This is a genomic window from Micromonospora sp. NBC_00858 (assembly GCF_045207365.1).
GTDB lineage: Bacteria > Actinomycetota > Actinomycetes > Mycobacteriales > Micromonosporaceae > Micromonospora.
On record NZ_CP108828.1, the window covers coordinates 258,511 to 276,300 of the forward strand.

At 72.5% G+C, this 17,790-nt stretch carries 17 protein-coding genes, 1 tRNA gene and 1 pseudogene; 12 read left to right on the forward strand and 7 right to left on the reverse strand.

Annotated features, from left to right (window positions below; translation table 11 throughout):
• Positions 1-12 precede the first annotated feature (12 nt).
• The 4 genes from OG990_RS01270 (at position 13) to OG990_RS01285 (ending at position 3,785) form a co-directional block, all read left to right on the forward strand.
• Positions 13-2,529 (forward strand): thiamine pyrophosphate-dependent enzyme, encoded by a 2,517-nt coding sequence (locus tag OG990_RS01270; protein WP_406078669.1) that lies wholly within the window; start codon positions 13-15, stop codon positions 2,527-2,529.
• 112 nt (positions 2,530-2,641) lie between these two features.
• A complete protein-coding gene (locus tag OG990_RS01275) occupies positions 2,642-3,079 on the forward strand; it encodes a DUF3052 domain-containing protein (RefSeq protein ID WP_328419061.1) in 438 nt (145 codons plus the stop codon).
• 88 nt (positions 3,080-3,167) lie between these two features.
• Positions 3,168-3,632, forward strand: a complete 465-nt coding sequence (locus tag OG990_RS01280) for a peroxiredoxin (protein WP_406078672.1) — start codon at positions 3,168-3,170, stop codon at positions 3,630-3,632.
• An 81-nt stretch (positions 3,633-3,713) separates the two neighbouring features.
• A tRNA-Val gene (locus OG990_RS01285) sits at positions 3,714-3,785 on the forward strand.
• Positions 3,786-3,914: 129 nt separating this feature from the next.
• On the opposite strand, the gene OG990_RS01290 is transcribed toward OG990_RS01285, so the two are convergent.
• Positions 3,915-5,264, reverse strand: coding sequence for an amidohydrolase family protein (locus OG990_RS01290; protein WP_406078674.1), 1,350 nt, complete (start codon positions 5,262-5,264; stop codon positions 3,915-3,917).
• A 458-nt stretch (positions 5,265-5,722) separates the two neighbouring features.
• Between OG990_RS01290 and OG990_RS01295 the strand changes: the two genes are divergently transcribed.
• Positions 5,723-6,445, forward strand: coding sequence for a TetR/AcrR family transcriptional regulator (locus OG990_RS01295; protein WP_406078677.1), 723 nt, complete (start codon positions 5,723-5,725; stop codon positions 6,443-6,445).
• Positions 6,446-6,688: 243 nt separating this feature from the next.
• Here the strand turns inward: OG990_RS01295 and OG990_RS01300 are convergent, their stop codons facing one another.
• Entirely contained in the window at positions 6,689-7,585 is an 897-nt protein-coding gene (locus tag OG990_RS01300) for a hypothetical protein (protein ID WP_406078679.1), read from the reverse strand.
• A gap of 207 nt (positions 7,586-7,792) precedes the next feature.
• Here OG990_RS01300 and OG990_RS01305 point away from each other — a divergent pair, with 207 nt between their 5' ends.
• Both OG990_RS01305 and OG990_RS01310 read left to right on the forward strand, forming a co-directional pair.
• Entirely contained in the window at positions 7,793-8,341 is a 549-nt protein-coding gene (locus OG990_RS01305) for a hypothetical protein (protein WP_406078681.1), read from the forward strand.
• A gap of 22 nt (positions 8,342-8,363) precedes the next feature.
• Complete coding sequence (locus OG990_RS01310) at positions 8,364-9,161, forward strand: alpha/beta fold hydrolase (protein ID WP_406078683.1); 798 nt, start codon at positions 8,364-8,366, stop codon at positions 9,159-9,161.
• Between the two features lie 70 nt (positions 9,162-9,231).
• Here the strand turns inward: OG990_RS01310 and OG990_RS01315 are convergent, their stop codons facing one another.
• A complete protein-coding gene (locus OG990_RS01315; protein ID WP_386984252.1) occupies positions 9,232-9,978 on the reverse strand; it encodes an SDR family NAD(P)-dependent oxidoreductase in 747 nt (248 codons plus the stop codon).
• Between the two features lie 192 nt (positions 9,979-10,170).
• On the opposite strand from OG990_RS01315, the gene OG990_RS01320 reads away from it, so the two are divergent.
• On the forward strand, positions 10,171-10,800 hold the full coding sequence (locus tag OG990_RS01320) for an HAD-IA family hydrolase (protein WP_406078685.1): 630 nt from the start codon (positions 10,171-10,173) through the stop codon (positions 10,798-10,800).
• A 70-nt stretch (positions 10,801-10,870) separates the two neighbouring features.
• Here OG990_RS01320 and OG990_RS01325 read toward each other — a convergent pair whose 3' ends face one another.
• Together OG990_RS01325 and OG990_RS01330 are read right to left on the reverse strand one after the other, a co-directional pair.
• The gene (locus OG990_RS01325; protein WP_406078687.1) at positions 10,871-11,806 is read right to left on the reverse strand and encodes a phosphotransferase family protein; all 936 of its coding nucleotides are present in this window, start codon (positions 11,804-11,806) and stop codon (positions 10,871-10,873) included.
• A 127-nt stretch (positions 11,807-11,933) separates the two neighbouring features.
• Positions 11,934-12,563 carry a Pr6Pr family membrane protein gene (locus OG990_RS01330; RefSeq protein ID WP_406078689.1) on the reverse strand — a complete coding sequence of 210 codons (630 nt, stop codon included), beginning with the start codon at positions 12,561-12,563 and terminating at the stop codon, positions 11,934-11,936.
• A 56-nt stretch (positions 12,564-12,619) separates the two neighbouring features.
• Here OG990_RS01330 and OG990_RS01335 point away from each other — a divergent pair, with 56 nt between their 5' ends.
• Positions 12,620-13,552 (forward strand): phosphatidylglycerol lysyltransferase domain-containing protein, encoded by a 933-nt coding sequence (locus OG990_RS01335; protein ID WP_406078691.1) that lies wholly within the window; start codon positions 12,620-12,622, stop codon positions 13,550-13,552.
• Here OG990_RS01335 and OG990_RS01340 read toward each other — a convergent pair.
• Complete coding sequence (locus OG990_RS01340; protein WP_406078693.1) at positions 13,437-14,732, reverse strand: glycosyltransferase; 1,296 nt, start codon at positions 14,730-14,732, stop codon at positions 13,437-13,439. The genes OG990_RS01335 and OG990_RS01340 overlap by 116 nt on opposite strands.
• 242 nt (positions 14,733-14,974) lie before the next feature.
• Between OG990_RS01340 and OG990_RS01345 the strand changes: the two genes are divergently transcribed.
• Entirely contained in the window at positions 14,975-16,117 is a 1,143-nt protein-coding gene (locus tag OG990_RS01345) for a polysaccharide pyruvyl transferase family protein (RefSeq protein WP_328419048.1), read from the forward strand.
• Between the two features lie 8 nt (positions 16,118-16,125).
• Here OG990_RS01345 and OG990_RS01350 read toward each other — a convergent pair whose 3' ends face one another.
• Entirely contained in the window at positions 16,126-16,332 is a 207-nt protein-coding gene (locus tag OG990_RS01350; RefSeq protein ID WP_328419047.1) for a hypothetical protein, read from the reverse strand.
• Between the two features lie 82 nt (positions 16,333-16,414).
• On the opposite strand from OG990_RS01350, the gene OG990_RS01355 reads away from it, so the two are divergent.
• On the forward strand, positions 16,415-16,936 hold the full coding sequence (locus OG990_RS01355) for a DinB family protein (protein ID WP_406078695.1): 522 nt from the start codon (positions 16,415-16,417) through the stop codon (positions 16,934-16,936).
• A 93-nt stretch (positions 16,937-17,029) separates the two neighbouring features.
• Positions 17,030-17,702: pseudogene (locus tag OG990_RS01360) on the forward strand (ATP-dependent helicase); the annotation flags it as partial.
• Positions 17,703-17,790 lie beyond the last annotated feature (88 nt).

Genomic DNA, 17,790 nt, shown 5'->3' on the forward strand with positions numbered 1-17,790 from the left:
CTTCCGTCGGTAATGCTGTGCGACGTGACCACCCCGCAAGATCTCGACGACCGCTTCCGGGAGACGCTGGCGGCCCTTCCCGCCGCCGAGCGGCGGCGTGACCCCGCCGACCCGGTCACCGACGACGCCCCGCTGACCGGCGCGCAACTGCTGGATCTCTTCGACGCGCAGGTCACCAGCCGGCAGCTCGACCTGGCAAGCCGCTGGCTGCGCAGCTTCGGGGAGGGCTTCTACACGATCGGCTCGGCCGGGCACGAGGGCAACGCGGCGGTCGCCGCCGCGCTGCGCCCCACCGATCCGGCGCTGCTGCACTACCGCTCCGGCGCCTTCTACTGCGTGCGCGCCGCCCAGGCCGCCGCCGAGCCGGAGCCCACCGGGGAGCCGGTGCCCGCCGCCGACTCGGCCCCCACCGCCGACCCGGAGTCACCTGCCGACTCGGAGTCACCTGCCGACCAGGAGTCACCTGCCGAGCAGGAGTCGCCCGCCGAGCCGGAGCCGTTGGGATCCGAGCCCGCAGCCGAGCCGGCCGGGGCCACGGCACTGCCCAGCGGCGGGTTCGCGGCGTACGCGGAGGCCGCCCGGGATGTGCTGCGGGGGATGGTCGCCTCCAGTCAGGAGCCGATCGCCGGTGGCCGGCACAAGGTGTTCGGCCGGGCCGACCTGGCCATCGTCCCGACCACCTCCACCATCGCCTCGCACCTGCCCCGGGCGGTCGGGATGGGACTGGCGGTGGAGCGGCTGCGCCGGCTGGACAGCGCCGGGCGGCGCACCGGTGCCGCAGTGCGGGTCGGCAGCGGCGCCACGCACGCCCCGTGGCCACCGGACGCCATCGTGGTCTGCTCGTTCGGTGACGCCTCGGTCAACCACGCCAGCGCCACCGCCGCCTTCAACACCGCCGGCTGGTACGACCACGCCGGGCTGCGCATCCCGGTGCTCTTCGTCTGCGAGGACAACGGGCTGGGCATCAGCGTCCGCTCCCCGGAAGGCTGGGTGGAGGCGACGCTGCGGTCCAAGCCGGGCATCCGCTACCTGACCGCCGACGGGGCCGACCCGGTGCAGGCGTACGCGGTGGCGGCGGAGGCCGCGGCCTGGGTGCGCCGGCACCGGCGGCCGGCCGTGCTGCACCTGCGCACCGTCCGGCTGATGGGGCACGCCGGGGCCGACGCGGAGTCGGCGTACCGCAGCCCGGGGGAACTCGCCGCGGACCTGGACCGGGACCCGGTGGCCGCCACCGCGCGGCTGCTCGTCGACACCGGCTTGGCCACGGGCGAGGAGCTGCTGGCCCGGTACGACGAGACCGGCTGGCAGGTACGCCGGCTCGCCGAGCAGGTGCTGGGCGAGCCGAAGCTGGCCTCCGCGGCCGACGTGGTGTCGGCGCTGGCGCCCCGCCGGCCGGTGCGGGTGGCACGGGCGGTGGCCGACGCGGCGGCCCGGGCCAGCGGCCCGGGCGCGGGCGCGCGGGAGGAGGCGTTCGGGGGCAAGCTGCCGGAACTGGCCGGCCCGTTGACCCTGGCGCAGAGCATCAACGCAGCGCTCGCCGACGGGATGCTCGACCACCCGCAGATGGCCATCTTCGGTGAGGACGTGGCCGCCAAGGGCGGCGTGTACGGGGTGACGAAGGGCCTGCGCGACCGGTTCGGTCCGGCCCGGGTCTTCGACACCCTGCTCGACGAGACCTCGGTGCTCGGGCTGGGGCTGGGCGCAGGGCTGGCCGGGATGCTGCCGGTGCCGGAGATCCAGTACCTGGCGTACCTGCACAACGCCGAGGACCAGCTACGTGGCGAGGCGGCCACGATGCAGTTCTTCTCGCAGGGCGCGTTCCGCAACCCCATGGTGCTGCGGGTGGCCGGGCTGGCGTACCAGGAGGGGTTCGGCGGGCACTTCCACAACGACAACTCGGTGGCCGTACTCCGGGACGTGCCCGGTCTGGTGGTCGCGGTGCCGGCGCGGCCGGACGACGCCGCGCCCATGCTGCGGACCTGCCTGGCCAGCGCGGCAGTGGACGGCAGCGTCTGCGTGTTCCTGGAGCCGATCGCGCTCTACCACACCCGCGACCTGTACGCGGAGGGTGACGGTGAGTGGTCGGCCGGCTATCCGGAGCCGGGCGCCTGGGTGGCCGGGCACGTGCCGATCGGCCGGGCGCGGGTCTACCGCATCGGGTCGGCCGACGACCTGACCATCATCACCTTCGGAAACGGGGTGCGGATGTCGCTGCGGGCCGCAGCCGTCCTCGCCGAGGAGGGGGTGGGCACCCGGGTCGTGGACCTGCGCTGGCTGGCCCCGATGCCGGTGGCCGACATCATCCGGGAGTCCTCGGCGACCGGCCGGGTGCTGGTGGTGGACGAGACACGCCGTTCCGGCGGTGTCGGCGAGGGAGTTATCGCCGCACTGGTCGACGCCGGATATGTCGGTGCCGCGCGACGTGTGGCGGGAGTTGACTCGTTTGTACCATTAGGTCCAGCAGCACGTCAGGTTCTGGTCTCCGCGGAAGCCATTACCGACGGTGCCCGTACGCTGCTGGCACGGTAAATTCCGTTCCACCCGGTGCGCCACTTGCGCGCGGACGCACAACTGTGTGGACTTTGCCTGACGGCGTCGCACCGACGCCGCGAGCAGGGACGAGATGAGGAGGCACGCGACAGTGAGCGCGACCGCTGGTCAGGCCGCCGACGGGGTACGCAGCCTGGCGGACCGGTTCGGGATCGAACCGGGGATGGTCGTCATGGAGATGGGGTACGACGATGACGTCGACCAGGATCTCCGGGACGCCCTGACCGACCGCTCTGGAGAGCTGGTCGACGAGGACACCGACGAGGTGGTCGACGCGGTTCTGGTCTGGTACCGCGACGGCGACGGTGACCTCTTCGAGCTTCTCGTCGACGCCCTCGGCCCGCTGGCCGACAACGGGGTCGTGTGGCTACTCACGCCGAAGGCAGGGCGTGAGGGGCACGTCGAGCCGAGTGAGGTCGCGGAGTCCGCGCCCACCGCAGGGCTCCAGCAGACCTCGACCGTCAACGCCGGCCGGGACTGGAGCGGCGCCCGCCTGGTGCTGCGCCGAGGGGTCAAGGGCAAGAAGTAGCCCAACCGTTGCCCTTCGCGCCCGGCGGTCCGCACCGCCGGGTGTGGCCGGCGTGCCGTCATCTCCTGACTCGATCCGAGGAGTTCGCATGCCCGTCGAGGTTGGCGCCGAGGCGCCGGACTTCGTGCTGAAGGACCAGAACAACCAGGAGGTCCGCCTCTCGGCCTTCCGGGGTAAGCGGACTGTGCTGCTGGTCTTCTACCCGCTCGCCTTCACCGGCACCTGCCAGGGCGAGCTGGGTGAGGTGCGAGACAACCTCGACGAGTACGTGAACGACGACGTCCAGGTGTTGACGGTGAGCGTCGACTCGGTCTACAGCCACAAGATCTGGGCCGACCGGGAGGGCTACCAGTTTCCGATGCTGGCCGACTTCTGGCCGCACGGCGGTGTCGCCCAGGCGTACGGGGTCTTCAACGACGTGGCCGGCGTCGCCAACCGGGGCACCTTCGTGATCGACAAGGCCGGCGTGGTCCGCTTCGCCGAGCTGAACGGCCCGGGCGAGGCCCGCGACCAGCAGGGCTGGCGCAGGGCACTCGCCGAGGCGGCGGCCTGACCACCCGGGGTACGCCGTGCGCCCGGGCCGGCGGCGAGCAGGGTAAGCTTGCCAGCCTCCGGCCCGCCGTACGGGCGTTCCGGGCGCGTAGCTCAGTGGGAGAGCACCCGCCTTACAAGCGGGGGGTCGCAGGTTCGAAACCTGCCGCGCCCACCGACCAGCAGAAATATCGGTAAGCAGGTCCAGGGCGTCATGGCACCGGGCTTGGACACCGCTTGCTCAGGCGGATACTCGGGTGATCCGTCTTGTCGTAGGACATCCCGTTCACCACACAGCCGGTCGTCAGCCGCAGCAGCCCGTGGTTGCCGACATCGTTGGTGTCGTGCGGGCCACGGACTCGATGTCGGCGAGCATGCTCTGTCGTTCGGCGGAGGAGACGAAACGGCCGCGGATCACCAGAGCGTGGATCCTCTGGGTGTTGCGGATGTCGTAAAGAGGGTTGGCGTCCAGGATGACGAGATCGGCGAGGTGACCCTGGCGGATGGTTCCCAGCGAGTGCTCCAGGCCGAGGTGACGGGCCGGCTCACGGGTCGCAGCCTGTAGCGCCTCCATCGGAGTGAACCCTGCCTCCACGAGCAGCGCCAGCTCGTCGTGCAGGGCGAAGCCTGGGTAGCCAAAAGCGATCCCGCTGGCGTCGGTGCCGGCCAGGATCCGGACGCCGGAGCGGTGCATCTCGTGGAGAACACGCAGCCGGTGCCGGAACAGTACGCGGTACTGAGCGGTCTCCTGCGGAGTGCGCCCGTTCTGGAACGTCTCTTCCAGTTGGAGTTTCCAGACGTCCAGCGTTCCGGGCGGTAGATACCTCAGCCGTTCGTGGTCGGGGACGATGTCATCGGGCAGGTCCGTCACCCGGTGCATGATCATGGTTGGTGTCACCGCGACCCGTTCGCTCTTCAGCCGGGCGTAGACCTTGGCGCCCCGGCGCGGGTCGTATGTGTTGGCCGCGAGCCATTCCGCTGCACGGATTCCTCGGAACCACTCGCGGTGACCGTGGCCGTCGCCGGTGAGCGTGATGGCGGCGAGCAGCCGCCGTACCTCCGTTTCCTCGTGCGATGCTCCGAGCAGCGCCGGGAAGAAGTGCTCGAAGCCGCGTTGCCCAGCCCGGGCAGCCTCGGTGATCGGGACGAGGTCCGGCGCGTGGCCGACGACCGGGATCAGTTGCCGCCGAGCCTCGTTGGCGATGGCGTGGAAACTCTGGCGGTCGAGCCGACTGTAGATCTTGACGAAGTCGGCGTCGTCGAGCTTGGCGCGGCGCACCGCGTTACGCGCTTCTCGCTCGTTGGTGATTTCGGCGTAGCTGCCGCCGTCGTTGCCGGACCAGATCGACGGTTTGCCGTCGAGGACCTGGCTGCCGATGATCCATCGCGGCCCGATCAGCTCGCCCGTCTCGATCCGGTCCCGCCACTGTCGGATCCAAGGGAGGTCCATCATCTCGCGGACGGTGGTGACTCCGGTGGCGGCGTACAACTGGGGAAGGATTCCCTCCGGGAAGAGGGAGTGGACGTGCATGTCCCACAGCCCGGGGATGACGAACTTTCCCTCCAGGTCCACGACCCGCGCACCGGTGGGCGCGGGAATCTCGGCGCTTCTGTCCAGTTTGGTGATCCGTCCACTCTGGACGAGTACGCTCATGTCCGGCTGGGCGGGGGCACCGGTGGCGTCAATGACGGTGACATGGGTCAGCGCGACCGGGGGGTCGCCGCCAACCGATCTGGACCGAGCGGCGGTCGGGGCCGACGGGCTCAGCCCGAGGGCGCCGGCCGTGGCACCGATTCCCGCTGTGAGCACGCCACGCCGGGTGATTGGGTGCCGAAGAATTCGCTTTTCTGCCATCTGGACCGTCTTTCCCTAGGGTCGTTGCCGCCAGCGGCTCGCGTTCACGGCCGTGTTTCAGGGGCCTCGGGTCAACAACTGTGTCTGCAAGACACTGTAACTGTGGGACACAGTATTTGCCCACGCCGCAACCGGTTGCTCGGCGCCGCGCCGCCTCGCGTGCGGGTACGCGGCGATTGCGGAGCCGGAATTGCCCTGTTAGGCCGCATATCAGTGTACGGTGGAAACAGTTACGTGGGCCGGTAAGAGGAGTGTCGATGGCGGCCGGGATGACGGCGATCGAGTTGCTGTGGGGACAGCGGGCAGCGCCGAAGCGCGGACCCCAACCGACGCTGAGCGTGGCAAGGATCGCCGCTGTCGGGGTCGGGATCGCCGACGCCGAAGGACTCGCGGCCGTGACGATGCATCGGGTTGCCGAACAGTTGGGCGTCACGAAGATGGCCCTGTACCGGTATGTGCCCGGCAAGGTGGAACTCGTCGCGTTGATGATTGATCTCGGGCTCGGCGAACCACCGCGACTGGAGAGGGTCCCCGGTGGCTGGCGGCCGAAGCTCGATCTCTGGGCCCGGCGGATGTTCGACCAGTTCCGGGCGCACCCGTGGGCGCTGGAAGTCACCGTCGGAGGGCGTGCTGTCGGGCCCAATGAACTCGGCTGGCTGGAACAGGCCACCGCCGCGTTGACGGGGATTGGGCTGGCCGGGTCCGAGATTCTCGACGTGGCGATGACCCTCGTGGGTCACGTGCGGATGGTCGTGCAGCAGGTCGCGGCGATGGGTACCGACACCCCGGAGCAGGCGGCACACGAAGCGATGGATGCAGTGCTGGCTGGCCGTGAGGATCAGTTTCCCGCGCTGGTCGCGGCGCTGGCCAACCCCGCAGGCAAGGACCAGGCACTCGACTTCGGCCTGCGCTGCATCCTCGACGGCGTCCAACTGCTGATCGATCAGTCCCGACCAGTCGGCCGCGTTCCGTCACAGTAGCCGTCTCGTTCACCCGTGTTCCGAAGGCTCGGCGAGCGGTGTCTGTGCGCCAGACCACTGGTAACGGACGTCGGCAGCCGTGGCCGGACGACGCGTCACGGGACTTACATGCGAGGGTCGCAGGTTCGAAACCTGCAGCGCCCACCCAGCATCACAAGCACCGGCGCCGGCCCGAGGATCAGCGATTCGTTCGGGAGTCGGTGGACGGGCTCACCGGCGAGGGCCCGTCCTGGCTGGAAACGGCTACTTGTTCACGAGGTTCCGCAGTGCCGCGATCGCCGCCCGATCGCTGACCTCGGCGTAGATCTTCTTGTCGGCGCCGACCATGACGACGTACGGGCACTTCTGGTCATCGCCGTTCATGGCCTTGTCCAGCAGCTTGCGGCCCGTCGCGGCCTCATACACCCGAAGACGCCAGCCGGTCCGCACCAGCGGCAGCGTCTGCGGTTTCGGGTCGTCGAACTTGCAGTTGCGGATCGTCGAGCCGGTGCTGACCCGGTCGAGGCAGGCCACCATCTGCACCTTCCTGGGGTCCTCCGACGCCCACGTCTGCTCGACCTTCTTCGACAGGCCCAGGTCGTAGTAGTAGCCGTCGTCCTTGTAGCGAAGGCCCGGGGTGTCCGAGAGGAGCAAGACGACCGGGTGCGGAGCCTTGCCGGCGCGCTTCGGCAGCTCCGGGTAGTAGATGTCCTCGTCGCACACCCGGTTCAGGTCCTCGATTTTCTCCGCCGGGTACGCGCTGGCCTGCGGCCCCTGCGCCACTGGCTCCTCGCTCTGGTCGGGCTGACCGCTCGCCGTGGGGCTGCCGCCGGTCGTGGGCAGCAGGGGCGCCCGGGACGCCGGGCTGGCGACCGGGGTCTCCCCGTCGCGGAGCAGGAAAATGCCGCCGACCAGCCCGACGCAGGCCATCAGCACCAGCACCACAACACCCGCGACCGCGGCGACGATGATGCCGGTCTGGTTGGGCTGGGCCGGCGGCGGTGGTGTGGGGACCCAGGTGGTGGTGGCCGGCGCGAAGTCAGGAGCCGTACCCGTACCCGTCTCCGGTGCCTGCTCGTCCTGGGGGCTGGATGCCGATCCCGCAGCCGGATCCGGAACCGGAGTCTGGTTTGTATCAGGTTCAGGCCCGGTGTCGGCCATGCGGATGTCCTCTATTCGATCAAGGGGAAGCGCGACTGTACCAAGCCGTTGCGGTGAACGTGACCCCGTGACCTGGGGATCCGCAGGGCCTCATCGCACCCACAGGCGGGCACCGAAGGATGTCATCCGGTGTGCACGGTCGCCAGCTCCGCTCCCGTCGGTAACTCCCGCTGAGGCGCCCGATCCTGGTAACGCCATGATGGGCGGGTGCAGGACACCGTCGCCGTCGCGCTGATCACCGCACTGTCCACGTTGGCCGCCGCAGCCCTGACCGGGTTGGTCGGCTCGTTCAGCACCCGTCGGCAACTGGCTCACCAGCTCACCGTCGCCCGCCAGGAGAACGCCGAGCGGCGGGCGACGCACCGGGACGAGCTGCGGCGGGACGCGTACGTCGGGTTCCTGAGCGCCTGCGACCAGGCGTACCGGCGGTTGGACCGGCGGTGGGTCGAGGCCGGCGGGGACGAGCCGGCGCCCGGCTACGACGAGGCGTACGCGGCGATGCGCGCCGTGGACGAGGCGTACAACCTGGTGTTGCTGGAAGGCCCGGCGGAGGTCGCGTCGGCGGCCCGGTCGGTGCTGACCAGCGTCAGCGGCGAGTACGCCGACCAGCGCCGGCTCGGTGGCGAGCCGGGCGACGCGACGGTGCCGCTGCGCGAGCGGCACCGGGAGCGCTGGCTCGCCGCGATCGAGGTACGGACGAATCGTCGGATTTCGTTCGTCGATGTCGTACGCCCGGTGTTGGATCGGGACGGGTGACGCCGACGAACGGGGGTGCCGGGTGAGCTACGCCGAGGTCAACGGGCTGCGACTCTGGTACGAGTCGCACGGCGACGGCCAGCCGTTGGTGCTGCTGCACGGCGGCTACGGGTCGGTGGAGATGCTCGCCCCGATCGTGCCGGCGCTGAGCCAGCGGAGGCGGGTCGTGGCGGTCGACCTCCAGGGCCACGGGCGCACCGCCGACATCGACCGCCCGCTGCGCTACGAGTCGATGGCCGACGACATCGCCGCGCTGCTCGAGCACCTCGACCTGTCCTCGGCCGACGTGCTGGGCTACTCGCTGGGCGGCGGTGTCGCGCTGCGTACCGCCATCCAGCATCCGGCGCTGGTGCGTCGGCTGGTGCTGGTCTCCACGCCGTGCAAGCGGGCCGGCTGGTACCCGGAGGTGCTGGCGGCCATGGCCACCCAGGACGAGCGGGTCGGCGAGCAGATGCGTGGCACGCCGCCGCACCAGCTCTACGAGCGGGTCGCCCCGCGCCCGCAGGACTGGCCTCAGCTCTGGGCCAAGACCGGTGACCTGCTGCGCCGCGACTACGACTGGTCCGCCGAGGTGGCGCGTCTGGTCATCCCGACGTTGCTGGTTTTCGCCGACGCCGACTCGATCCCGACCAGTCACGTGGCGGAGTTCTTCGGGCTGCTCGGCGGCGGGCACCGCGACGCCGGTTGGGACGGCACCGACCGTCCGGCCGCCCGGCTGGCCGTGCTGCCGGGGCACACGCACTACGACATCGTCGGCGCGCCGGCCCTGCCGGCGGCGGTGCTGCCGTTCCTCACCCACCAGGTCGGCGCGCCCGCCTGACCCGCCCGTCGAGCCACGGGGATGGTTCGAGTGCCGGGCGCGCCGGGGTGATCCGGCGCGCCCGGTGTCCTCAGCTGGTGAAGCCGCCGTCCACGTTGACCACCGCACCGGTCACGTAGCCGGCCTCCGGGCTGGCCAGGTGTGCGACGGTGGCCGCGATGTCGGCGGGGCGAGCGAAGCGGCCGACGGCGGTGAAGCCGGCGATGGCCGCCGCGTTCGGCCCGTCCGCCGGGTTGGCGTCGGTGTCCGTGGGCCCGGGGTTGACCAGGTTGACGGTGATGCCCCGGGGGCCCAGCTCGCGGGCCAGGCCCCGGGTCAGCCCGACCAGGGCGGTCTTGCTCATCGAGTAGAGCGCCAGGCCGGGAAAGACCGCTCGTTCACCGACGTTGCTGCCGATGCTGATGATCCGCCCGCCGTCGCCCAGGTGCCGCAGCGCCGCCTGGACGGCGACGTACGGCGCCCGGATGTTCACCGCGATCGTCTGCTCCACCTCCGCCGTGCCGAGCTCGCCCATGGCGCCGACCAGGAACACCGCGGCGTTGTTCACCAGGATGTCCAGTCGGCCCAGCTCGGCGGCCGCCCGGTCGACCGCGTCCCGCACGGCGGTCGGGTCGGCGCCGTCGGCCTGGATGACCAGTGCCCGCCGGCCCAGTGCCTCGATCTGCTTCACCACGATCGCGGCCTGCTCCGCGTTCTGCCGGTAGGTCAGCGCCACGTCGGCCCCATCCTGTGCGAGGCGCAGTGCGATACCGGCCCCGATGCCCCGGGAACCCCCGGTCACCAGGGCGACCTTGCCGTCAAGTGTCATCGTCGTCATGCGAATGATCATGTCGCCGCGCCGACCCGCCGTCTGGCGGCCATCGGACGCCTCGCTCGCACCCCGAGGTCCGTTTTCCGCTACCTCGACGCCGTGTGGGCGGCTTCGCTGGTGACGTCGTCGAGGCCGGCCCGGTCGCCGGAATTTTCGCCCCATATCCTCGTGAGACGAGCTTATTGGAGGTGCGTGGTCGTGGATCTGTCCGGCATCGACGCGGTGCTGTTCGACATGGATGGCACCCTGGTCGACTCCGACGCCGCTGTCGAGCGGGCCTGGCGTACCTGGGCGGCCGAGTACGGCGTCGCCCCTGCGGCGGCGCTGGCGATCGCGCACGGCAGACCCGCCGACCAGACCATTCGCCGGCTACTGCCCGCGCTCGACGACGCCGAGGTCGCAGCGGCGGCGGCGCGGCAGTTGGCGTTGCAGTACGACGACCTGTCCGACGTGACGGCGACCCCCGGTGCCCACGAACTGCTGATGGCACTTGCCCGGTTGGGGTTGCCGTGGGCGGTGGTGACCAGCGCCGACGCCCGGCTGGCCGAGGCCCGACTCGGCGCGGCCGGCATCGTTGCGCCCGTGCTGGTCACCGTGGAGGACGTCAGTGTGGGCAAGCCGGATCCGCAGGGCTACCTGCGGGCCGCCGAGCTGCTCGACGTGTCCGCGGCGCGATGCCTGGTCGTCGAGGATGCCGAGGTGGGACTGCGGGCAGGGCGCGCGGCCGGCGCGATGACCGCGGCGTTGAAGGGCCTCGACGGCGATCTGCGCCTCGACGACCTGGCGCAACTGGCACACCGGCTGGAGTCGGCCCCGGCGACACCCTGACCAGTCAGGTCGAGCACGTCAGCGACGGTCTCCACGACCCGGCGGCGCGACAACAGCCGGACGAGTCGGGTCAGGGGAGGCGCTGGGCCAGCCAGGGAAGCAGGGCGTCGGCCTGGGCCTGCTGGAACGCGCGGACGGTGGGGATGCCGAGCGGCGGTGGACGCCGGGCGCCGTCGGCGAAGAAGCCGGCCAACCCGGCGTAGAACCCGGTGATCGTGGCCGGGTCGACACCGGCGGTCAGCGGCAACCGGCGCAGCAGCGCCTCGGTGTCGTGCCCGCCGTGCAGCCGGACGTTGACCAGCAGCAACGCGGTGTCCAGCCAGGCCGGCCCTCGGCAGGCCCACGGCCAGTCGACCACGGTGACCGTGCCGGCAGCGTCGACCAGCAGGTTGTCGGCCCGTACGTCCACGTGGCAGAGCGTGTCACCGGTCAGCGCGGCGATCCCCTGGTCGGCGGCGGCGCGCAGTTGGTCCAGGTGCGCCCGAACCCACGGGTCCAGCCGATCCGGCGGCTCGGCGGCGATCCGGTGCCAGCCGGCGAAGTCCCAGGCCAGCCGCTCGGCTGCGGTCGGAACGTGCGCCACCGGGCTCGGGGTGAGTGCGACGGCCATCGCCTCCAGGGCCCTCAGCACGCGGAACAGCTCGTCGGTACGCCACGGCGTGGTCGGGTGCCGACCGTCCACATCGGAGAAGACCAGCGCCACCCACTCGCCGTCGTCGTGGCAGCCGAGCAGGCGGGGCGTCGGCGCCGAGACCGGCAGCGCTGCGGCGGTCCGGGCCTCCGCGCGGTGCATGACCGGGCTGTCCGGGTTCTGCGCGGGGCTGATCGCCTTGACGAACGCCCGCCGTCCGGTCGCGGTACGGACCCGATCGGCGGTGCCCGGCGAGTACCCGCCCGGCTGGGACACCGCCTCGACCACCCGATCACCGATGATCTCCTCCACCGTGGCCCGGACCCGCTCGGGCAGGTCCGTCCAACCGATCCGCGCAGTGATCCGCCCCGTCATCCCCCCACGGTGCGGCCCGCCCACCCCGCCAGACAACCCATTTCCCCGCCCACCCCACCGACCCCCGCCCCGGTGATCATGGGGTTGGCGTGCCTCGTCGAGATCGAACCGCCCGTCAACCTCATGATCACCGAGGGGTGGGATCGGCCGGGGGTACGGGGGAAGGGGAGGGGGGAGGAGGGCGGGTGAGGTGGACGGCGGTCAGGGCGATCAGGAGCAGGGTCAGGGCGAAGAGCAGGGCGTTGAGGACGACCGTGGGGTAGCCGAGTCGGGGCACGTCGAGGAACGGGTAGAGGTAGCGGTCCTCGTCCCCGCCGAGGGCGCCGCGGACCAGGATCACCGTCAGCCACACCAACGGATAGCCGAGCAGGCTGACCGCGTACACCGGGCGCAGGGCCGCTCGGGGACGGCGGGCGAGCCACTCCGCGGCGGCCAGCGGCGGCGCCACCGCGTGCAGCAGCAGGTTGCCGGCGTCCGAGATTGGCCCCCGGGCTTCGGTGGTCGCCACCATGGCGTAGCCGCTCCACGGGTTGGCCAGCACCAGGACGAAGACCAGGGCGGTGCCGACCAGGTAGACCGTGAGCGCGGTACGCAGCCGGTCGCCGCCGGCCAGCAGCGCCACCAGGTAGGCCAGGTTGACCTGCACGGTGAAGTAGAACAGCAGCTCGACGGGCTCGTCGCGCGCGGCGATCACGGAGAGCACCAGCCCGACGGCGACCACCACGGCGGCGCTCACCCGCAGGACCCGGCCGGACACGCGGCGGACGCTACCATCGCCGCATCGACGGACGCCACGACGAACAACTGCACCGGGTGCGGGCGATCCTGGCCGCCGACACCGAGCGGGAGCCGGATTCGGCGCTCGCGCTGCTCGGCGACAAGCGGTTCCACTTCTCGCCGTCCGGGGGCAGCTTCCTGATGTACGGGGTGTGCGGCCGTTCGTGGATCGCGTTCGGCCCACCGGTCGGGCCGACCGCCGAGCGGTACGAACTGCTGGCCGACTTCTTCGTTACGGCCCGAAGGGCGGGCCGGCGCCCGGCGGTGTACCACGTCGGCGACCCGCTCCTGCCCGAGCTGCGCCGGCTGGGTCTCGCCGTGCACCCGGTGGGGGAGTCGGCGAGCGTGCCGCTGGCCGACTTCGCCCTGAGCGGGCCGGAGCGTGGGGCGCTGCGCCGCAACTGGCGTCGGCTGGCCCGCCGCGACGACCTGTCGTTCGCCGTGCTGCCCGGCGCCGGACTGCTCGACGAACTGCGCCCGGTCTCCGATGCCTGGCTGGCCGGGCGGCCGGACATGTCGTTCTCACTCGGCGGGTTCGTCCCCGACTACCTGGCCGAACTACCGGTCGCGGTGCTGCGGCAGCGGGCGCGGGTGGTGGCCTTCGCCGCGCTGTTGCCGACGCCGCACAGGTGGGGCGTGGACCTGCTGCGGTACCACCCGGACGCGCCACCCACGGCGATGGACCACCTCCTCGTCGAGGTCCTGCACGCGGCCCGGGACCGGGGCCTGGCCAGTGTCGAGCTGGGGTTGGCCCCGCTGTCCGGGCTGACCGGCGCGGACCCGCTGTGCCGGCTGGGCCGGGCGGTGTACGCGTACGGCGAGCGCTGGTACCGCTTTCGCGGGCTGCGCCGGTTCAAGGCGAAGTTCGCGCCGGTCTGGTCCCCGCGTCACCTCGCCGTGCCTCGGGGATGGCAGCTCCCGCTGGTGCTGGCCCAGGTGGGCCGGTTGTCGTCGCGTCCGCTGCGGTGACGGGCGGCAGCGTCGCGTACAACGCGGTCAGCTCGGCCAGGTAGCGCGGCCCGGACCAGGCCGCCACCGCCGCCCGGCCGTCCCGGACCACCTCCGCCCGCAGCTCCCGTTCGGTCAGCAGCCGGGTCAGCAACGCCCCGAACGCCGCCGCGGTGGGCTCGGCGACCGGCCGCGTGGTGCCGGTACCGGGCCGCTCGGCCAGCGCGGAGTCCACCATGGCCACCGGCAGTCCGTACGCCTCGGCCTCGCTGAGCACCAGGCCCTGGGTGTCGGTGCGGGAGGGGAACGCCAGCACGTCCGCCGCCCGGTAGTGCGCGCCGACCCGGTCGCGCGGCACCGGGCGCAGCAGGTGCAGTGCGTCGGCCACGCCGAGCCGGCGGGCCGTCCGGCGGACCGCGAGCCGGTGCCGCCGCGCCCCGAGCAGCACCAGGCGCGCCGCCGGCAGCTCGCGGCGGACCCGGGCGAACGCGGCCAGCAGCAGCTCCGGGTCCTTCTCCGGGGTGGCGCGGCCGACCGCGAGCAGCACGGGCGCATCTGCCGCGATGCCCAGCCGGGCCCGCAGCCGCCGCCGGTCGTCGGCGTCGGCGCCCGGCGCGGCGCCCGGGGTCGGCAGCACCACGATCGGGGTACGCCCGGCCATCGGGGCCATCAGCGCCGCGGTCTTCGCCGACGGGGCGATCAGCACGCTGGTGTGCGCCAGCAGGCACCGCGCGAGCGCGGCCAGCCGAGCCTGTCGGGCCGGCCCGGGGCGGGCCAGCGCCCACAGGTCCCGAGCCCGCCAGCGCAGGCCCAGCCGCAGGCCGGCGTACGCGGCGCCGATCGGCACCTCGGGATAGTGCGCCGCGTACGCCACCAGATCGGTGTGCCAGGTGAGCACGGCGGGTACGCCCCGCCCGGCGGCCCAGCGCAGCCCGGCGATGCCGAGCGGGCCGGTGGTGTGCACGTGCACCACGTCGACCGGCACGTCCGGTGGCCTGGGCGGCGCCAGTCGGTACGGCCGGGTCGGCACCGGCAGCGACGGCACCTCACCCTCCCGGCGGCGCCGCCGGGACATTGGGCCGGGGCAGTGCAGGACGACCTGGTGGCCGGCGGCGCGCAGCAGCGCCACGGTCGTGCCGACCGAGGTGGCCACACCCTCCGGGTTGGCGAGATGGCTGTCGCTGACGTGGGCGATCCGCACCCCGCCATCATCGCCGGGTCGTGCTCGCCGGGCCGTCCCGTCGGGCCCGGATCCAGAACATCGAGGTGGATCCGGCACACCGGGGACGCGGGCACGCACGGCGGATGATTCAGCTCACCGAGGTGGAACTGTCCCGGTTCGGGGTCCGCGAGCCGCGCACCGGCCGGGAGGGTCTCCCCGGCAGGACTGTTCACCTACCCAGCGGGAACCCGGCCCGGACCGCACCTGGGGAGGAGCGACGGATGACGCACGGCGCCGGACTGACCATCGGTGTGCTCGGCTCGTACGGTGGCCGAAACCTCGGCGACGAGGCGATCCTCACCGGCCTGCTCACCGATCTGCGCGAGCAGGAGCCGAATGCCCGGATCATCGTCTTCTCCCGCCACCCGGAGCACACCCGGGCCGCCCACCCCGACGTGGAGGCGGTGCCGTGGGAGGGCGTCAGCCGCACCGACTCCGCCCTGGTCCTGGCCCAGCTCGACCTGCTCATCCTGGGCGGTGGCGGAATCCTCTACGACCGGGAGGCCCGCCGCTACCTTCGGGTGGTCCGGGTCGCCCAGGAACGCGGCCTGCCCCTGATCACGTACGCGGTGGGGGTCGGGCCGCTCAGCGACGGGGTGGACACCGGCATGGTCCGCGAAACGCTGTCCAGCGCGGTCCAGTTGACCGTTCGTGACCAGGAGTCCCGGATGGTGCTGGAGGAGGCCGGGCTGCTCAACCCGATCACGGTCACCGCCGACCCGGCGTTCCTGTTGCAGCCGGAGGACTTTCCGCCCCACCTGCTGGCCGAGGAGGGGGTGCCGGCCGGTAAGCGGCTGGTCGGGATCAGCGTGCGGGAGCCGGGACGGGCCGCCGAACGCCTCGACGTGGACGGCTACCACCGGCTGCTGGCCCAGATCGGTGACTTCCTGGTGCACCGGATCGACGCGTACGTGCTGTTCGTGCCGATGGAACGCGACGACATCCGGCACGCCCACGGGGTGCTGTCGCACATGGTCGCCGCCGACCGGGGACGGATCCTGCACGGCACCTACTCACCCGAGCAGGTGCTCGGGTTGATGCGCCACTTCGACCTGGCCGTCGGCATGCGCCTGCACTTCCTGATCTTCGCGGCGATGGTCGGCACACCGTTCCTGCCGCTGCCGTACGCCGGCAAGGTCTTCGACTTGGCCCAGCGGCTCGGCGTGCCGGCGCTGCGCGGCGTGGAGCGGGAGGTCGAGGGGCCGCTACTGGCTGAGGTCGACCAGCTCTGGGACGAACGGGAGGAGCGCGCCGAAGCCACCGCCCGACGGGTGGCCGAGGTCTGCGAGCTGGCCCGGGGCACCTCCGAGGTCACCCGCGGCGTGCTGGACAGCCTGCGCAGCCACACCCTCACCCGGGCCTGAGCCGGCGGTCACACCGCCGGGCCGGTCCACCGGTAGCGCCACTCGCGGTCGTCCTCGCGGGCGGACTCCAACTCGTAGATCTGCGCCTCGGCCAGCCCACCGGACCCGAGGTGATGGTGGGTCAGTGGTGGACGGCCGTTGCTGTCCAACTCGACGGTGACGCTCTGCCCGTCCGCCGTGCCGCCGACGAGGAGGATCTGCACGGATGAAGCCATGCGCCCATCCTGCCCGTCGCGCGGCCACCTCGCAGCGGATAGCGGGGCAGCGGGACGGCAGGCGCGTGGCTAGGGTCGGCGAATGGCGGAGCCTTCCATCGATCCGACGCTCGGCCCGGTGCTCGCCCGCACCGGCGACGAGCGTGCCGTACTGGAATCGTTCCTCGACGTTCACCGTGGCGTGGTGCTGCGCAAGCTGCGCGGCCTGTCCGACGCCGAGGCCGCCCGCCGGATGGTGCCCTCGGTGACCACGGTCGCCGGGCTGGTCAAGCACCTGGCGTTGGTCGAGCGGAACTGGTTCCCGGCCCTGCTGGCTCCCGAGCCTGGCGACGTCTACCTGACCTCGGAGCAGGACGCGGTGCTGAGCTTCACGCTCGACGAGCAGGACACCGTCGACGGCCTCGCCGAGGCGTACGAGCGGGCCTGTGCCCGGTCCCGGGCGGTCGCCGCGCGGTTCGACCTCGATCACGTGGTGCCGCACCCGCAGCTCGGTGAGGTGTCGCTGCGCTGGATCCTGGTCCACCTGATCGAGGAGACCGCCCGGCACGCCGGGCACGCCGATATCCTGCGGGAGTTGACCGACGGCGAGACCGGCGCGTTCTGAGCTCACGCGGGCGGTACGCGTCGGCCGGTGGGTGCGGTCGTTGGCCCATCGGGGCCGCCTATCCTGGGCACGGGCGGCGACGAGGGGGAGCACGTGCTGGTCATCCACGGGCTGTGGTTGCCCGGTGACGGCTCGACCGCCGGCCTCGCTGTCTGGGCCGAGGACAGCGCCGCCCCGGCCGCCGCGCCGCGTCGCCCCGGCCGGGCGCCCCGGGAGCGCCCGCACCCCTTCGCCGCCGGGCACGCCGCGTTGGCCACCGCCCTCGCTGACGCCGCCGAGCCGGCCCGCCCGGACACCGTGTTGCTCACCCTGCCCACCCGGGCCGGCGCGCCGACCGACTCACCCGAGCTGATCCGGACCGCCGTCGCGCCGCCGGCCCGTGGCCGGCTCACCCTGGCCGGGTGGCGGGTCCCCGTGCTGGTGTACGCCCCGGACGACGCGCTGCCGCTGCTGCGTGCCCTGGACGACCTCCCGGCGGTGCCCGGGGCCACCCTGCGCCACCTCGCCGAGCTGGCCGACTTCGCCGCGGACCTGGTGGCCCGGGGCCGTGTCCTACCCGGCGTCAGCACGACGGTGGGCACCGCGATGTCGGGTGCTGGCGTCGCCGACCCGTCGCGCCCACCGGCCGTTGGACGCGGAGCGCCGTCGGCGGCCACGGGCGCGCAGGTGACGGCGCTCGCCGTCTGGCGACCGCTGCTGACCGGCACCGACGCCGGCTGGGCGCGGTCGCTGGCGCTGGCCCTGCCGCCCGCCGCCCGAGCTGCCGCCACTGCGCCCGCCGCCACTGCTGCCGTTGCCACAGCACCGGCCGCTGCTGCCGCTCCGGACGGGATCGCGTCGGCCGCGCCGCGCTC

Bases quoted from the DNA above. Each gene is read 5' to 3' on its own strand.
- OG990_RS01270 (WP_406078669.1), top strand. From the start codon at position 13: ATGCTGTGCGACGTGACCACCCCGCAAGATCTCGACGACCGCTTCCGG.
- OG990_RS01280 (WP_406078672.1), top strand. From the start codon at position 3,168: ATGCCCGTCGAGGTTGGCGCCGAGGCGCCGGACTTCGTGCTGAAGGAC.
- OG990_RS01290 (WP_406078674.1), bottom strand. From the start codon at position 5,264: ATGAGCGTACTCGTCCAGAGTGGACGGATCACCAAACTGGACAGAAGC.
- OG990_RS01295 (WP_406078677.1), top strand. From the start codon at position 5,723: ATGGCGGCCGGGATGACGGCGATCGAGTTGCTGTGGGGACAGCGGGCA.
- OG990_RS01300 (WP_406078679.1), bottom strand. From the start codon at position 7,585: ATGGCCGACACCGGGCCTGAACCTGATACAAACCAGACTCCGGTTCCG.
- OG990_RS01315 (WP_386984252.1), bottom strand. From the start codon at position 9,978: ATGACGACGATGACACTTGACGGCAAGGTCGCCCTGGTGACCGGGGGT.
- OG990_RS01325 (WP_406078687.1), bottom strand. From the start codon at position 11,806: ATGACGGGGCGGATCACTGCGCGGATCGGTTGGACGGACCTGCCCGAG.
- OG990_RS01345 (WP_328419048.1), top strand. From the start codon at position 14,975: ATGACGCACGGCGCCGGACTGACCATCGGTGTGCTCGGCTCGTACGGT.
- OG990_RS01350 (WP_328419047.1), bottom strand. From the start codon at position 16,332: ATGGCTTCATCCGTGCAGATCCTCCTCGTCGGCGGCACGGCGGACGGG.
- OG990_RS01355 (WP_406078695.1), top strand. From the start codon at position 16,415: ATGGCGGAGCCTTCCATCGATCCGACGCTCGGCCCGGTGCTCGCCCGC.